The following is a 14,471-nucleotide window of genomic DNA, read 5'->3' as shown; positions in this document are numbered from 1 at the left end:
CGCGCCGCTAAGCCAACGCGCGACGGCGGCGGCTATGCCTGAGGTCGATGGCCGTATGCCAGACGATCGTCGCGAAGATGATCGCTCCGCCAATAAAGGTCGCAATCGGGGGCATTTCGGAAAAGAACAGCCAGACCCAGAATGGAGTAAGGACGATCTCCATCGAACTGATGAGAGCGGCATCGGCAGCTGGCATCTTTCTCGACCCGAAGAGAAACAGGACGAAGGCGAGTGCAAAATTCGTCGCTCCGAAAGCCGCCAGCAGAAGCCAATTGTAAATATCCACCGAGCCTGTCGAAGCAAAGGGCACAAAGACGACGAATGTCAAAAGCCCGCTGACGACGCTCGACGGCAGGATCGGAATACCGGGATCCATACGCGGAATGACGATGATGAGCGCGAAGGTGACCGTCATGCCGAGCGCCAGCAGATCGCCAATGCCCGTGCCACCGCCGATCGATGAGGCAACGATGACGGCGACGCCGACGAGGCAGATGCCGCCGGCAATCAAGGTCCGCCTGGCCACACGCTCTTTCAGCATGGTCCAACTGAGAAATGCGGCGATGAACGGCGCCGTCGCATAGATCATCGTCACATTCGCGACCGTGGTGGTATAGAGCGCGCCGATGAAGCAGGCCTGGCTGACAGTTTGACAGACCAGCATCGCCAACCCGGCGGGATGAAAAATCGATGCCCATTGCCGCCGCGAAAAGCCGCCTTCGAGGAAAAAACTTGGAATCAGCAGGAACAGGCCACCGAACAGCGAACGCCAGGCGATCGCCGTCCATATGTCGGCGGTCAGCAGGCGCGCATAGATGCCGCTGCAGCTCCACGCAAGCATTGCTGTCGCCACAAGTAGAACGCCCCTCTCGTAATCGCTGGCAAAAGCGGAGCGGGCCGGAAACTGGAATGTCATGTGTGGACTCGAGGAACGAAGGAACGCTGCTTGTGTGCGCCGATATTTGACATCAGGCAAACGAATAGTAGAGATAGTAGCTATCAGAAATATTTGTGACCCGAATGCGTGACCCCATTGAGAGCGACCTTCTGCGAACGTTCCTCGTCATCACCGAGACGTCCAATTTTTCCACGGCCGCTCAAAGGATCGGCCGCACGCAATCGGCGGTCAGCGCCCAGATCAAGCGGCTCGAGGATACGATCGGCGAAACGCTTTTCGAGAGAAGTGCCCGGGGCGCCGTTCTCACCCGCGCCGGCACTCAATTACTTCCCTACGCGCAACGCGTGATCGAGCTCCTGAACGAGGCGGCGGCGAATATCCGCACGAAGCCGCTCGACGGGCCAGTCCGGATCGGAATTCCGGAGGAATACAGTCAGACTGTTCTACCCGCGGCACTGGCCGCTTTCGCTATCAGGCACCCGGCGGTCGAGGTCACTGTCTCCTGCGATTACACGGCGCACAATCTGGCCGCTCTGGAGAAGGACGAACTGGATCTCGCCGTCGTCTTCGATTGGAGCAACCAGAACAAGGGTGAAGTTCTCTGCATCGATCCGACGGTCTGGGTGACATCCATGGTGCATCGCCTGCATGATGCCGTGCCGCTGCCTGTTGCCACCTATCGTAATTCGACATGGGCACGCGATTTTGCCTTGCGCTCGTTGGAACAGCAGGGCCGCGCCTATCGTATTGCCTTCATCGCCGATACAAGCTCGGGCCTAAAAAACGCCGTCTCCGCTGGGCTTGCTGTGACCACGCTATCGCGTAGCAACATTCCGCATGGCTGTCGCGAGCTAACGAGTGACGATGGTTTCCCACCTGTGGATTCATCGCGTGTCGTGCTCCGCCGCAATCCCTATCATTCCAGCGAGGCGATCCGCGAGCTGGCGGAAATGGTGCGCGAGGCCTTCCGGCCTATGTCGGCTCTGCTGCAGCCGTAACATGCCGGCGCAGCCTGCGGCGCGTGCCCGAGGGACTTTCGGAAAAGCTGGCACGATAGCTGCGCGAAAAAGCCGATGCCGAATTAAAGCCCGTCATGGCCGCGATCTCAGCAAAGGAGGCCTTCGTCTCGATGACTTTGCGCCGCGCCGCATTGAGCCTCAAAGCCAGATAATGCACATGCGGCGGCGCGCCGATACTCTCCTGGAAAAGAGCCTGCAGGTGGCGTGCGCTGACACCGATGCGGCGGGCGAGACGCGTGAGCACCAGCGGCTGCTCGATATGGTCCTCCATCAGGCGGATGGCTTGAGCAACTCGCGGATCGCGCATGCGCAGGCCGGCCGTCGATGGCGAAAGCTCCCCTGCACTCTGAGTACTCGCCGACTCATAGATGAACAGACGGCTGACCTCGAGCGCCAGCGAATAGCCCTGCCGCTGCCGGATGATCTCCAGCATGAGGTCGACGGTCGGCAGCGATCCCGCTGTGGTGATCCGCTTGCCATCGATCACGAAGCGATCCCTGACCGCACGCACCTGCGGATAGGCAAGCGCGAAATCGTCAAAATCCTCCCAGTGGACGGCGGCGGAGACATTGTCGAGCAGGCTGGCCTCGGCAAGCAACCAAGTGCCGGATTCGATGCCGGCGACCATCGATCGATGACGCGCCGTTTGCGAGAGCTGCATTTTCAATGCCTGCGTTGCACTGCGTCGCCAGTTGTAACTGGCGAGCACGAATAGCGGCGTTGCGTCCGAGCTTGGCCGGAAGCTGGAACATGCAGGCACTGGAATGAGGCTAGTCGTTTCCGCAGGCGATCCATCCGGCGTGAACAGACGCCACCGGTATAGCTCGGCTCCGGAAATGCGGTTGGCGCCGCGCAAGGGTTCGATCACCGACGCGATCAGGATCAGGTTCGTCTCCGGAAGGATCAGGAGGTCGATGTCGAGCGTCTCATTGGCCAGTGTCAGCATCACCCATTCCTCCGACAGTTCCGAAACTGTATCGAATACTTCCGATAATGCAAAGCATAAAGGCCTCTCATGGCTCGTAATGTCCTCAATACGAGGGAGAACAAAAATGCCTCTTGCGATGAATCGCGATGTCTTCATCACCTGTGCCGTGACCGGTGCCGGCGACACCGTTTCCAAATCCAGCCATGTTCCGATCACTCCCAAGCAGATCGCCGACTCCGCGATCGACGCCGCCAAGGCTGGGGCGGCAGTGGTTCACTGCCATGTCCGCGATCCAGAAACGGGCGCTGCCAGCCGCCGCAACGAACTCTACCGAGAAGTCACGGACCGCATTCGTTCCGCCGATGTCGATGTCGTACTGAACCTGACGGCCGGCATGGGGGGCGATCTGATTTTCGGCGGTGTCGAGAGCCCCCTGCCCCTGAATGCCAGGGGCACCGATATGGCAGGCGCCACCGAGCGTGTCAGCCACGTCGCCGAATGCCTGCCCGAAATCTGCACGCTCGATTGCGGCACGATGAACTTCAATCTTGGCGATTACGTCATGACCAACACGCCCTCCATGCTGAGGGCCATGGCGAAGAAGATGACCGATCTCGGCGTGCGTCCGGAGATCGAAGCCTTCGACACCGGTCATCTCTGGTTTGCCAAGCAGCTTGCCGAGGAGGGCTTGATCGAGGACCCGGTCCTCATCCAGCTCTGCATGGGCATCCCCTGGGGGGCGCCCGATGACCTCAACACCTTTATGGCGATGGTCAATAACGTTCCCAACAGCTGGACCTTCTCGGCCTTTTCCATCGGCCGCAATGCCATGGCCTATCCTGCGGCTGCGATCCTTGCCGGCGGCAATGTCCGTGTCGGGCTGGAAGACAATCTCTATGCCGGAAGGGGCATGCTCGCGACCAACGCTCAGCTCGTCGAAAAGGCGGTGCAGGTGGTCGAAGGCATGGGCGCACGCATCATCGGCCCCGAAGATGTCCGCAAGAAGCTGAAACTGACGAAGCGCTGAGGCCACAATGACGAAGATCAACAAGGCGGCCTGTATCGGCGGCGGCGTCATCGGCGGCGGATGGATCGCCCGCTTCCTGCTCGCGGGCATCGATGTCGATGTCTATGACCCGCATCCGGAGGCAACTCGCATCGTCGGCGAAGTTCTTGGCAATGCCGAGAAAGCCTATGCGATGCTGACCGGCGCGCCGCTTCCGCCGCGTGGCAAGCTCACGTTCCGGGACACGCTGGAAGCGGCGGTCGATGGTGCCGACTGGATCCAGGAAAGTGTGCCCGAGCGACTGGATCTCAAGCGCAAGGTGCTGACGCAGATCGACGCAGCCGCACGGCCGGATGCGTTGATCGGCTCATCCACCTCAGGGCTGCTACCGACCGATCTGCAACGCGACATGCGCCATCCCGAGCGCCTGTTCGTCGCCCATCCCTATAATCCCGTCTACCTCCTGCCGCTCGTCGAGATCATCGGCGGCGAAAAGACCAGTGCTGCGACCATCCAGGCGGCGATGGAACGATTGCCTCCCATCGGCATGAAGGGCGTGCATATCGCCAAGGAAATAGAAGCTTTCGTCGGCGACCGCCTGCTGGAAGCGCTCTGGCGCGAGGCACTCTGGCTGATCAAGGACGATATCTGCACCGTCGAGACGCTCGACGATGTCATCCGCTATTCCTTCGGCCTGCGCTGGGCGCAGATGGGCCTGTTCCAGACTTACCGCATTGCCGGTGGCGAGGCCGGCATGCGGCACTTCCTGGCGCAGTTCGGCCCTGCCCTGCAGTGGAATTGGACGAAGCTTATGGACGTCGTCGATCTCGACGACGCCCTCGTCGAAAAGATCGGCCGGCAGTCCGACGAGCAGGCGGACGGCCTGTCGATCCGCGAACTCGAACGCATCCGCGACGAAAACCTCGTGGGCATCCTTCAGAGCCTGAAGGGGGGCCATGGCGGCAAAGGCTGGGGCGCCGGCAAGCTGCTGAAGGATTTCGAACGGCAGCTCTGGGCTGATGGCGGGGACAGGAAAGAGACGCCGGATATCACAAAGCCACTGCGCCTGATCGACACTAAGGTCAGCCCGGCCTGGGTCGACTATAACGGCCATATGACCGAGCATCGCTATCTGCAGGTCTTCGGCGACACGTCTGACGCGCTTTTGCGGCTGATCGGCGTCAATCTCGATTATGTCGAGCGCGGCCATAGCTATTATACGGTGGAAACCCATATCCGCCATCTCGGCGAAGCCAAGCTCGGCCAAGTCATCCATTCGACCACGCAGGTCCTTGGGTCCGACGAAAAGCGGCTGCATCTGTTCCATACTTTGCATGACACCGCGAGCGGCGACGTGATCGCCACCGCGGAACAGATGCTGCTGCATGTGGACGCGAAGGCGGGCAGAGCAGTTGCCGCACCGGAGGAGGTGCTGGCAAAGCTGAGGCCTATGTCTGCCGCGCACGCAGCCTTGGCCATGCCGGAGGGAGCCGGCCGTCATGTGGGACAAAAACGCTAGGAGGAAGCGATCGTGAATTTCGGGCTCAGCGAAGAACAGGAGATGATCGTCAAGACGGTCAGGGACTTCGTCGAGACGGAGATCTATCCGCACGAAAACGAGGTCGAGCGCACCGGCATCGTGCCGTCTGAAATTGGAGACGAGATCCGGCGCAAATGTATCGAACTCGGCTTCTATGCCTGCAATTTCCCTGAAGAGATCGGCGGCGCGGGGCTCGATCATGTCACCTTCACGCTCGTCGAACGCGAGCTCGGCCGTGGCTCGATGGGTCTCACCGTCTTCTTCGGCCGTCCATCCGGCATTCTGATGGCCTGCGAGGGCGAACAGCGCGAGCGCTATCTGCTTCCGGCGGTGCGCGGCCAGAAAATCGACGCGCTCGCTATCACCGAACCGGACGCAGGCTCCGACATGCGCGGCATGAAATGCGCGGCGCGGCAGGATGGCGATGATTTCGTGCTCAACGGCACGAAACACTTCATCTCGCATGCCGATGTCGCTGATTTCGTCATCGTCTTCGCCGCGACCGGCGAGGAAGATACTCACAAAGGCGTCAAGAAGAAGATCACCGCCTTCCTGGTCGACCGCGGCACGCCGGGCTTCGACATTCTCAAAGGCTACGACTCGGTTTCGCATCGCGGCTACCACAACTCTATCCTGAGCTTCACCGACTGCCGGCTGCCGAAGTCGCAGGTGCTCGGCGAGGTGCATCGCGGCTTCGATCTTGCCAATCAATGGCTCTACGGAACTCGGCTGACGGTGGCAGCCACCTGCGTCGGCCGGGCGCGCCGTGTCTTCGATCTCGCTCTACCCTATGCCGCCGAGCGCAAGCAATTCGGCAAGCCCATCGGCGCGAACCAAGGCGTTTCTTTCAAGCTTGCCGACATGATCACCGAGATCGACGCCGCCGACCTGCTAACCCTATCGGCCGCCTGGAAGCTCGACGCCGGCATTCCGGCCAATCGCGAGATTGCCTCGGCCAAGCTCTACGCCTCGGAAATGCTCGCCCGCGTCACCGACGAGGCAATCCAGATCTTCGGCGGTATGGGCCTCATGGACGACCTGCCGCTCGCACGCTTCTGGCGCGACGCCCGCGTCGAGCGCATCTGGGACGGCACCTCGGAAATCCAGCGGCATATCATCAGCCGTGATCTGCTTCGGCCGTTCGGAGCGTGAGCCCATGATGCAGCGCTCGCTTGACCGCCTGATCCGACCCAGAACGATCGCCGTCTTTGGCGGTCGTGAAGCCCGGCGCGTGATCGAGCAATGCGACCGCATGGGATTCGCTGGTGAGATCTGGCCGGTGCACCCGACGCAGGAGAGCGTACTTGGTCGCCGCTGCTATCGGTCGGTCGCCGAACTGCCCGACGCGCCGGACGCCGCTTTCGTCGGCGTCAACCGAACGCTCACAGTCGATATCGTGCGTGAACTTTCCGCAAGAGGAGCTGGCGGCGCCGTCTGCTATGCCTCGGGCTTCAGCGAAGCCATCGCGGAACTGGCCGGCGGCGCGGACCTGCAGCAGGCACTTGTCGAGGCGGCAGGCGCCATGCCGATCGTCGGGCCGAACTGCTACGGCATGATCAATGGCCTCGACGGCGCCCTGCTCTGGCCAGACCAGCATGGCATCGTGCGCACCGAACGCGGTGTCGCGATCCTCACCCAATCCTCCAATATCGCCATCAATCTCAGCATGCAAAAACGCGGCGTGCCGATCAGCTATCTGATGACGGCGGGCAACCAGGCGCAGACCGGTCTGTCGGACCTAGCCCGGGCCGTCCTTGAAGATCCCCGTGTCACGGCGGTTGGCCTGCATATCGAAGGCTTCGGCGATATAAGGGCGCTGGAGGCGCTCGCCATACGCGCCAGAGCGCTGAAGAAGCCGGTCGTCGCGTTGAAGGTCGGAAAATCCGAGCAGGCTCAGCGCGCCACTGTCTCGCATACGGCATCGCTTGCCGGAAGCGACGCGGTTGCCGACGCCGTTCTCGATCGCCTCGGCATCGGCCGCGTCGCGACATTGCCGGAACTCATCGAAACGCTGAAACTTCTGCACGTCGCAGGTCCGCTCGACGGCAATGCGATCTCCTCGATGAGCTGTTCGGGCGGCGAGGCATCGCTGATGGCCGATGCCGCCGTCGGCCGCAATGTCGAATTCCGTGCCCTGAAGCCCGAGCAATTGCCAGCGTTGCGCGCAAGCCTCGGGCAGATGGTGACGCTCTCCAACCCCCTCGACTACCACACCTTCGTCTGGGGTGATTTGGCACGGCAGACGGAAGCATTCAGCGCCATGTTCGCCGGCGATTATGCCCTCAACCTCATCGTGCTTGATTTCCCGCGCGAAGACCGCTGCGACGGCACGGACTGGATGATTACCGTTTCCGCCATCATCGCGGCCGCCAAGCAGACCGAGGCCCGCGCCGGCATTCTCGCGACATTGCCCGAAAACATGCCGGAAGCGATTGCCGGGCAATTGATCGAAGCCGGCATCGTGCCGCTGTGCGGTATCAGTGAAGCGCTGGCGGCATCGGACATAGCTAGAGGGATTGCCGTTGCCTGGAAGAAGCCACAGCCATTGCCGCTTCTCAGCACACGCACGGAAGCAGGTGAAATCGAGACCCTAAGCGAGGCCGAAGCCAAGGCCGAGCTTGCAGCCTCGGGCCTTGCCATCCCGATGGGCAAAACTGCCATGACGGCACGCGACGCGGCCGACCGCGCGGAGGAGCTCGGTTTCCCGGTCGCGCTCAAGGCGCTTGGGGTCGAGCACAAATCCGATGTCGGTGCCGTCAAGCTCAACCTATGGGATAGGAATGCGGTCAGGGATGCGGCCGAGAGCATGGCCGGTGTCGCTCGCGGCTTCCTCGTCGAACGGATGGTCGACCGTCCCATCGCAGAGCTCATCGTTGGCGCGGTCCGCGATCCGGTCGTCGGCCCGACATTAACCGTTGGCGCGGGCGGAATTCTCGTGGAATTGCTTGAGGATTCCGTCGTTTTGACGCTCCCCGTGACGAAAGCCGAGGTTCTTGAGCGGATTTCGCGGCTGAAGGTTCGCAAATTGATCGAAGGTTATCGAGGTGGTGCGAAAAGCAGCCTCGAAATCGTAGCCGAAGCCGTCCTATCCGCGGCAGAATATGTCGTAACGAACGCCGCACGGCTTGAAGAACTGGACATTAATCCATTGATGGTCCTACCAGAATCTCGCGGCGTCGTTGTCGCAGATGCCCTCATCCGGCGAAGGAGGTAGCGGAAGTTGCAAGATCCCATTCGAACGCGATGCGTGGACGGCATTCTTGAGGTTATTATCGACAGGCCGAAGGCGAATGCCATCGACCTGGCGACCAGCCGCAAGATGGGGTTGATCTTTCGCGATTTCCGCGACAACCGGGATCTGCGCGTCGCCATTGTTACCGGCGCCGGCGAGAAATTCTTTTCCGCCGGCTGGGATTTGAAGGCTGCGGCTGATGGCGATGCCGTCGACGGCGACTATGGCGTCGGCGGTTTCGGTGGCCTGCAGGAACTGCGCGACCTCAACAAGCCGATCATCTGCGCCGTCAACGGCATCTGTTGCGGCGGTGGGCTTGAGATCGCGCTTTCCGCCGATCTGATCGTCGCCGCCGCCCACGCCACCTTCGCTTTGCCGGAGATCCGCTCGGGCACCGTCGCCGATGCGGCGTCGATCAAGCTGCCGAAACGAATTCCGTATCATATCGCCATGGACATGCTGCTGACCGGCCGCTGGCTCAATGTCGAGGAGGCCCATCGCTGGGGCTTCGTCAACGAGATCGTCACGGCCGACAAGCTGATGGACCGGGCCTGGGAACTGGCCCGACTGCTGGCAAGCGGTCCGCCGCTCGTCTATGCGGCGATCAAGGAAATCGTTCGTGAAGCGGAAGGCTCGACGTTTCAGGCTGCCATGAACAAGATTACCAAACGGCAGTTTGCAACCGTCGACGTCCTCTATTCGAGCGAAGATCAATTGGAAGGCGCACGGGCTTTTGCGGAAAAGCGAGCCCCAATCTGGAAAGGAAGATAGAAGCGGCGGCAACCGCTGAATTTCCCGCATGCTCGCGGGCGACAGACTTCAGGCGGAAGAGGAACCGTGACCTGAAGTGACTTGCCCGAAAGCTTTGTCAACACGGCAAGAAGAAGGAACAGGGGAATGAACGACTACACGAAATATCTGGCAAGCCGCGTCACCGCGGGCGGGCTCAGCCGCCGCGAATTCATGGGCCGCGCAATGGCTGCGGGCGTGACTTTGACGCTCGCCGACAAACTCTTTACCGAAAGCGCAATGGCAGCCGAACCGAAGCGCGGCGGTCATCTGAAGCTTGGCCTTGAAGGCGGCGCTGCTACCGATTCAAAAGACCCGGCGAAATTCCTGTCGCAGGTCATGTTCTGCATCGGCCGCTGCTGGGGCGACATGCTGGTGGAATCTCACCCGCTGACGGGTGCCGCCGTCCCCTCGCTCGCCGAATCCTGGCAACCGTCGAAGGATGCCGCCACCTGGACCTTCAAGATCCGCAAGGGCGTCAAGTTCCACAACGGCAAGGATCTGACGATCGACGACGTCGTCGCCACGCTCAAGCGTCATACGGATGCGAAATCGGAATCCGGCGCGCTTGGCGTCATGAAGTCGATCAAGGAGATCAAGGCCGACGGCGACAACCTCGTCCTGACCTTGACCGAAGGCAACGCCGACATGCCGTTGCTATTGACCGACTATCACCTCGTCATCCAGCCGAACGGCGGCTATGACGACCCATTGGCCTCGATCGGCACCGGCCCCTACAAGATGGTGAGCTTCGAGCCCGGCGTACGCGCCACGCTCGAGCGCAACAAGGACGACTGGCGTACCGACCGAGGCTTCGTCGATAGCGTCGAAATCATCTGCATGAACGATGCGACGGCTCGTATTGCCGCCCTGTCGTCCGGTCAGGTCCATTATATCAACCGCGTAGACCCGAAGACCGTGGATCTTTTGAAGCGGGCGCCGACTGTGGAAATCCTGGCCACGGCCGGCCGCGGCCACTATGTCTTCATCATGCATTGCGACAAGGCGCCTTTCGACAACAACGACCTGCGCCTGGCACTGAAATACGCGATGGATCGCGAGACGATGGTCAAGAAGATCCTTGGGGGCTACGGCAAGATCGGCAACGACTTCCCGATCAATAGCACCTACGCGTTGTTCCCCGAAGGGATCGAGCAGCGCAAATACGATCCCGACAAGGCTGCCTTCCATTACAAGAAGTCCGGTCACAGTGGTTCCGTGCTGCTGCGTACATCGGAGGTCGCCTTCCCCGGCGCCGTCGATGCGGCCGTCCTCTATCAGGAAAGCTGCAAGAAGGCCGGCATCAACATCGAGGTCAAGCGCGAGCCGGGCGATGGATATTGGACGAATGTCTGGAACGTTCAGCCCTTCTCCACCTCCTATTGGGGCGGACGGCCGACGCAGGACCAGATGTATTCCACCGCCTATCTTTCGACGGCGGACTGGAACGATACGCGTTTCAAGCGCCCCGACTTCGACAAGCTTCTGCTTCAGGCCCGCTCGGAACTGGACGAGGCCAAGCGCAAGGAGCTCTACCGCGCCATGGCGATGATGGTGCGCGACGAAGGCGGCGTCATCCTGCCGATGTTCAACGATTTCGTGAACGCCTCCACCAAGCAGGTGAAGGGCTATGTCCACGATATCGGCAATGACATGTCGAACGGCTACGTCGCGACCCGTGTCTGGCTCGATGCCTGATGCCTGAAGCCGGGCGAAAACGCCCTCACCCCTGAGGAAGCCGGGACCGCGAAAGCCTTTCGCGGTCCTCCCGACGTTTCAGGCAATTTCAGGAAAATACGCAGCTGTTTTCCGTTCGGAATTGCGTAGAACAACAAGATAGAGCGGCTCAACGATTCCCTGAAACATGGAACCGCTCCCAGTGCGAGGCATCGGCCATGTCCAATCAGCCCCCCGGAACCGTTCTGCCCGGGCTGAGGTTCAAGCAGCGCTTTCCGCTGCTGTCCCTCATTATAGAGCGTTGCGTGCTGAGCATCATCCTGCTCTTTGCGGTCTCCGTCCTGATCTTCGGCGGGCTCGAAGCCTTGCCCGGCGATTTCGCCACCACCTATCTCGGTCAGTCGGCAACACCGCAGGCGGTCGCGAATATCCGCGAGGAACTCGGCCTCAACCGCCCGGTCGTCACTCGCTATGCGGAATGGCTCGGCAATGCCGTCAAGGGTAATTTCGGCACGTCCTGGGCCAGCAAGAATTCCGTCGGCGAGCAGATCGGCAAGCGGCTCGGCAATTCGCTGTTTCTGGCCGGCTTCGCCGCCTTGATCTCGGTGCCGCTGGCCGTCTGCCTGGGTATGCTCGCCGTCCATTTCAGGAACCGCTTACCGGACAAGATCATCAATGTCATCTCGCTGGCCGCAATCTCGCTGCCGGAATTCTTCATCGGCTATCTCCTCATTATGTTCTTTTCCGTCAAATTCGGCATCGCGACCTTTCCGGCGACGGTCTTCGACGGGATGGGCTTCCTCGACCGATTGAAGGCGATCGCCCTGCCGACGGCCACGCTGGTCCTCGTCGTGCTTGCGCATATGATGCGCATGACGCGAGCTGCCATCCTGTCCGTCATGTCGTCGGCCTATATGGAAACGGCAGAGCTGAAGGGGCTTTCCGCCTTCCGCGCCATCGTCAAGCATGCCGCGCCCAATGCGCTGGCGCCCATCATCAACGTCATCGCGCTGAACCTTGCCTATCTCATCGTCGGCGTCGTCGTCGTCGAAGTCGTCTTCGTCTATCCGGGCATGGGTCAGTACATGGTCGATGCAGTAACGGTGCGCGACATGCCCGTGGTCCAGGCCTGCGGCCTGATCTTCGCCGCCGTCTACATCTTCCTCAACATGACGGCGGACATTCTCGCCATCGTCGCCAACCCGCGTCTGAGGCATCCGCGATGAGATTGAGAGATATCCCTGTCACCGCCTGGATCGGCATCATCGGTATCCTGATCGCGTTTATCTGCGCGATCTTCGCGCCCTGGATCGCCCCTTACGGCGAGACGGAAGTCGTCGGCAATGTCTGGCAGCCGGCCGATGCGCAATATTTCTTCGGCCTCGACAATCTCGGCCGCGATATCCTGTCGCGTCTGATCTACGGTACCCGCACGACCTTGTCCGTCGCGCTCGCGGCAACGATCATTTCCTTCTCGCTCGGCATCATCCTGAGCTTCACCGCCGCCGTCTCGCGTGGATTGATCGACACGGTCTTCTCGCGCTTCAACGATCTGATGATGTCGATCCCGACGCTGATCTTCGCGCTCGTCGTGCTTGCCGTCCTGCCTCAGAACCTGATCGTGCTGATCCTTGTCATGGCCATCCTCGATTCCACCCGCGTCTATCGCCTCGGCCGCGCCGTGGCGCTCGATGTCGCGGTCATGGAATTCGTCGAAGCCGCCAAGCTGCGCGGCGAAGGCAAGCTCTGGATCATCTTCCGCGAGATCCTGCCGAATACGCTGTCACCGCTGCTGGCCGAATTCGGGCTGCGCTTTGCCTTCTCGATCCTGTTTCTCTCCACCCTGTCCTTCCTCGGCCTCGGCATACAGCCGCCGTCGGCCGATTGGGGCGGCATGGTCAAGGACAATAAGGACGGGATCATTTTCGGCATTTCAGCCGCGCTCGTGCCTGGCTCCGCCATTGCGGCACTGGCGATCTGTGTCAATCTGGTGGTCGACTGGCTGTTGAGACGCACCTCCAGCCTCAAGGGAGGGCGTGGCGATGCTTGAGCTTCTTTCCGTTCGCGATCTAAAGATCGAGGCGACCAGCTATCCGCCCGGCGAACCGCCGAAGCGCGTCACCATCGTCGATGGCGTCTCCTTCGATCTCCAAAGGGGCAAGGTGCTCGGGCTGATCGGCGAGTCCGGCGCCGGCAAATCCACCATCGGCCTTTCGGCGCTTGCCTATGGCCGAGGCGGTGCGGAAATTACCGGCGGCCAGGTGCTGCTCGACGGCACCGACATCCTGCCGCTCGGCAAATCAGGCATCCGCAGGATTCGCGGCGCGCGGGTCTGCTACGTCGCACAATCGGCAGCAGCCGCCTTCAATCCGGCGCATCGCTTGGGTGATCAAGTCGTTGAAGCCACTGTGAAACATGGCCTGATGACGAAGGAGGAGGCGAGAAAGCGGGCGCTCTATCTCTTCCGCGTTCTCGGTTTGCCCAATCCGGAAACGTTCGGAGAGCGCTATCCGCATCAGGTTTCGGGCGGCCAGCTCCAGCGCGCCATGACTGCCATGGCGCTCTGCTCCAATCCTGAACTGATCGTCTTCGACGAGCCGACGACCGCGCTCGACGTCACCACGCAGATCGACGTGCTCGCAGCGATCAAACACGCCATAGAAGAAACGCAGACTGCCGCGCTCTACATCACGCATGACCTCGCCGTCGTCGCTCAGATTTCCGACGACATCATGGTGCTGCGGCACGGCAAGACGGTGGAATACGGCAGCGTCCAGCAGATCATCGAGGAGCCGAGGCAGGATTATACCCGTGCCCTTGTCAACGTCCGCCAGGAGGTACGGGCGGAAGCCGTCGATCAATCGAGCGCTCTTTTGAAAGTCGAAAATATCAGTGCGCAATATTCCAATGGTTTCAGGGTATTGCACGATGTTTCTCTACATGTTCCTAAAGGCCAGACTCTGGCTGTCGTCGGCGAATCCGGTTCCGGCAAATCGACCCTTGCCCGCGTGATTACAGGCCTGCTGCCGCCGAGCGACGGGCGGATTTCCTTCGACGGCAAGCCGCTGACGCCGGCCTTGAAAGACCGCTCGCGGCAGGAGCTGCGCCGTATCCAGCTGATCTACCAGATGGCCGATACCGCCATGAACCCGCGCCAGACCGTGCGCGATATCATCGGCCGCCCGCTGAGCTTCTATGACGGCCTGCATGGTGCGGCAAAGACGGCGCGCGTGAAGGAACTGCTCGACCAGATCGAGATGGGCAACGGCTTCATCGACCGCTATCCGGCCGAGCTTTCCGGCGGCCAGAAGCAGCGCGTCGCGATCGCCCGAGCCCTTGCGGCCAAGCCGGAACTCATCCTCTGCGACGAGCCGACCTCGGC

Annotated in this window: 12 protein-coding genes; 10 read left to right on the top strand and 2 right to left on the bottom strand. The window is 61.2% G+C overall.

The annotated features are described in order from the left end of the window. Positions 1-7 precede the first annotated feature (7 nt). Positions 8-916, bottom strand: coding sequence for a DMT family transporter (locus Q4Q11_RS01750; protein WP_498568391.1), 909 nt, complete (start codon positions 914-916; stop codon positions 8-10). Between the two features lie 104 nt (positions 917-1,020). Here Q4Q11_RS01750 and Q4Q11_RS01745 point away from each other — a divergent pair, with 104 nt between their 5' ends. After that, positions 1,021-1,896: a LysR substrate-binding domain-containing protein gene (locus tag Q4Q11_RS01745; RefSeq protein ID WP_498568390.1), complete on the top strand. Its 876-nt coding sequence runs from the start codon at positions 1,021-1,023 to the stop codon at positions 1,894-1,896. On the opposite strand, the gene Q4Q11_RS01740 is transcribed toward Q4Q11_RS01745, so the two are convergent. Further along, a complete protein-coding gene (locus Q4Q11_RS01740) occupies positions 1,871-2,863 on the bottom strand; it encodes a GlxA family transcriptional regulator (RefSeq protein WP_498568389.1) in 993 nt (330 codons plus the stop codon). The genes Q4Q11_RS01745 and Q4Q11_RS01740 overlap by 26 nt on opposite strands. A gap of 106 nt (positions 2,864-2,969) precedes the next feature. On the opposite strand from Q4Q11_RS01740, the gene bcoG reads away from it, so the two are divergent. From bcoG to Q4Q11_RS01695, 9 genes are all read left to right on the top strand, one after another. Beyond that, positions 2,970-3,872, top strand: a complete 903-nt coding sequence (gene bcoG / locus Q4Q11_RS01735) for a 3-dehydrocarnitine:acetyl-CoA trimethylamine transferase BcoG (protein ID WP_498568388.1) — start codon at positions 2,970-2,972, stop codon at positions 3,870-3,872. Positions 3,873-3,879: 7 nt separating this feature from the next. After that, positions 3,880-5,370, top strand: coding sequence for a carnitine 3-dehydrogenase (locus Q4Q11_RS01730; RefSeq protein WP_498568387.1), 1,491 nt, complete (start codon positions 3,880-3,882; stop codon positions 5,368-5,370). 12 nt (positions 5,371-5,382) lie between these two features. Beyond that, the gene (locus Q4Q11_RS01725) at positions 5,383-6,543 is read left to right on the top strand and encodes an acyl-CoA dehydrogenase family protein (RefSeq protein WP_498568386.1); all 1,161 of its coding nucleotides are present in this window, start codon (positions 5,383-5,385) and stop codon (positions 6,541-6,543) included. Positions 6,544-6,547: 4 nt separating this feature from the next. Next, positions 6,548-8,605, top strand: a complete 2,058-nt coding sequence (locus tag Q4Q11_RS01720) for an acetate--CoA ligase family protein (protein WP_498568385.1) — start codon at positions 6,548-6,550, stop codon at positions 8,603-8,605. A gap of 6 nt (positions 8,606-8,611) precedes the next feature. Then, the gene (locus tag Q4Q11_RS01715; protein ID WP_112504118.1) at positions 8,612-9,394 is read left to right on the top strand and encodes a carnitinyl-CoA dehydratase; all 783 of its coding nucleotides are present in this window, start codon (positions 8,612-8,614) and stop codon (positions 9,392-9,394) included. A 126-nt stretch (positions 9,395-9,520) separates the two neighbouring features. Further along, a complete protein-coding gene (locus Q4Q11_RS01710) occupies positions 9,521-11,110 on the top strand; it encodes an ABC transporter substrate-binding protein (protein ID WP_498568384.1) in 1,590 nt (529 codons plus the stop codon). A gap of 197 nt (positions 11,111-11,307) precedes the next feature. Then, on the top strand, positions 11,308-12,315 hold the full coding sequence (locus Q4Q11_RS01705; RefSeq protein WP_498568383.1) for an ABC transporter permease: 1,008 nt from the start codon (positions 11,308-11,310) through the stop codon (positions 12,313-12,315). Next, entirely contained in the window at positions 12,312-13,139 is an 828-nt protein-coding gene (locus Q4Q11_RS01700) for an ABC transporter permease (RefSeq protein WP_112504112.1), read from the top strand. Before Q4Q11_RS01705 ends, Q4Q11_RS01700 begins: the two co-directional genes overlap by 4 nt. Beyond that, on the top strand, positions 13,132-14,471 hold a 1,340-nt coding region (locus tag Q4Q11_RS01695; protein WP_498568382.1), incomplete at its 3' end, for an ABC transporter ATP-binding protein. The genes Q4Q11_RS01700 and Q4Q11_RS01695, both read left to right, overlap by 8 nt.

The organism is Rhizobium sp. UFLA01-1127 (genome assembly GCF_059803845.1).
The sequence above is the reverse complement of the archived record's forward strand: the minus strand, read 5'-3'. Positions and strand labels throughout refer to the sequence as shown.

Coding starts and splice junctions, on each gene's coding strand:
- Q4Q11_RS01750 (WP_498568391.1), bottom strand. CDS start 916: ATGACATTCCAGTTTCCGGCCCGCTCCGCTTTTGCCAGCGATTACGAG.
- Q4Q11_RS01745 (WP_498568390.1), top strand. CDS start 1,021: ATGCGTGACCCCATTGAGAGCGACCTTCTGCGAACGTTCCTCGTCATC.
- Q4Q11_RS01740 (WP_498568389.1), bottom strand. CDS start 2,863: ATGCTGACACTGGCCAATGAGACGCTCGACATCGACCTCCTGATCCTT.
- bcoG (WP_498568388.1), top strand. CDS start 2,970: ATGCCTCTTGCGATGAATCGCGATGTCTTCATCACCTGTGCCGTGACC.
- Q4Q11_RS01730 (WP_498568387.1), top strand. CDS start 3,880: ATGACGAAGATCAACAAGGCGGCCTGTATCGGCGGCGGCGTCATCGGC.
- Q4Q11_RS01720 (WP_498568385.1), top strand. CDS start 6,548: ATGATGCAGCGCTCGCTTGACCGCCTGATCCGACCCAGAACGATCGCC.
- Q4Q11_RS01710 (WP_498568384.1), top strand. CDS start 9,521: ATGAACGACTACACGAAATATCTGGCAAGCCGCGTCACCGCGGGCGGG.
- Q4Q11_RS01705 (WP_498568383.1), top strand. CDS start 11,308: ATGTCCAATCAGCCCCCCGGAACCGTTCTGCCCGGGCTGAGGTTCAAG.
- Q4Q11_RS01700 (WP_112504112.1), top strand. CDS start 12,312: ATGAGATTGAGAGATATCCCTGTCACCGCCTGGATCGGCATCATCGGT.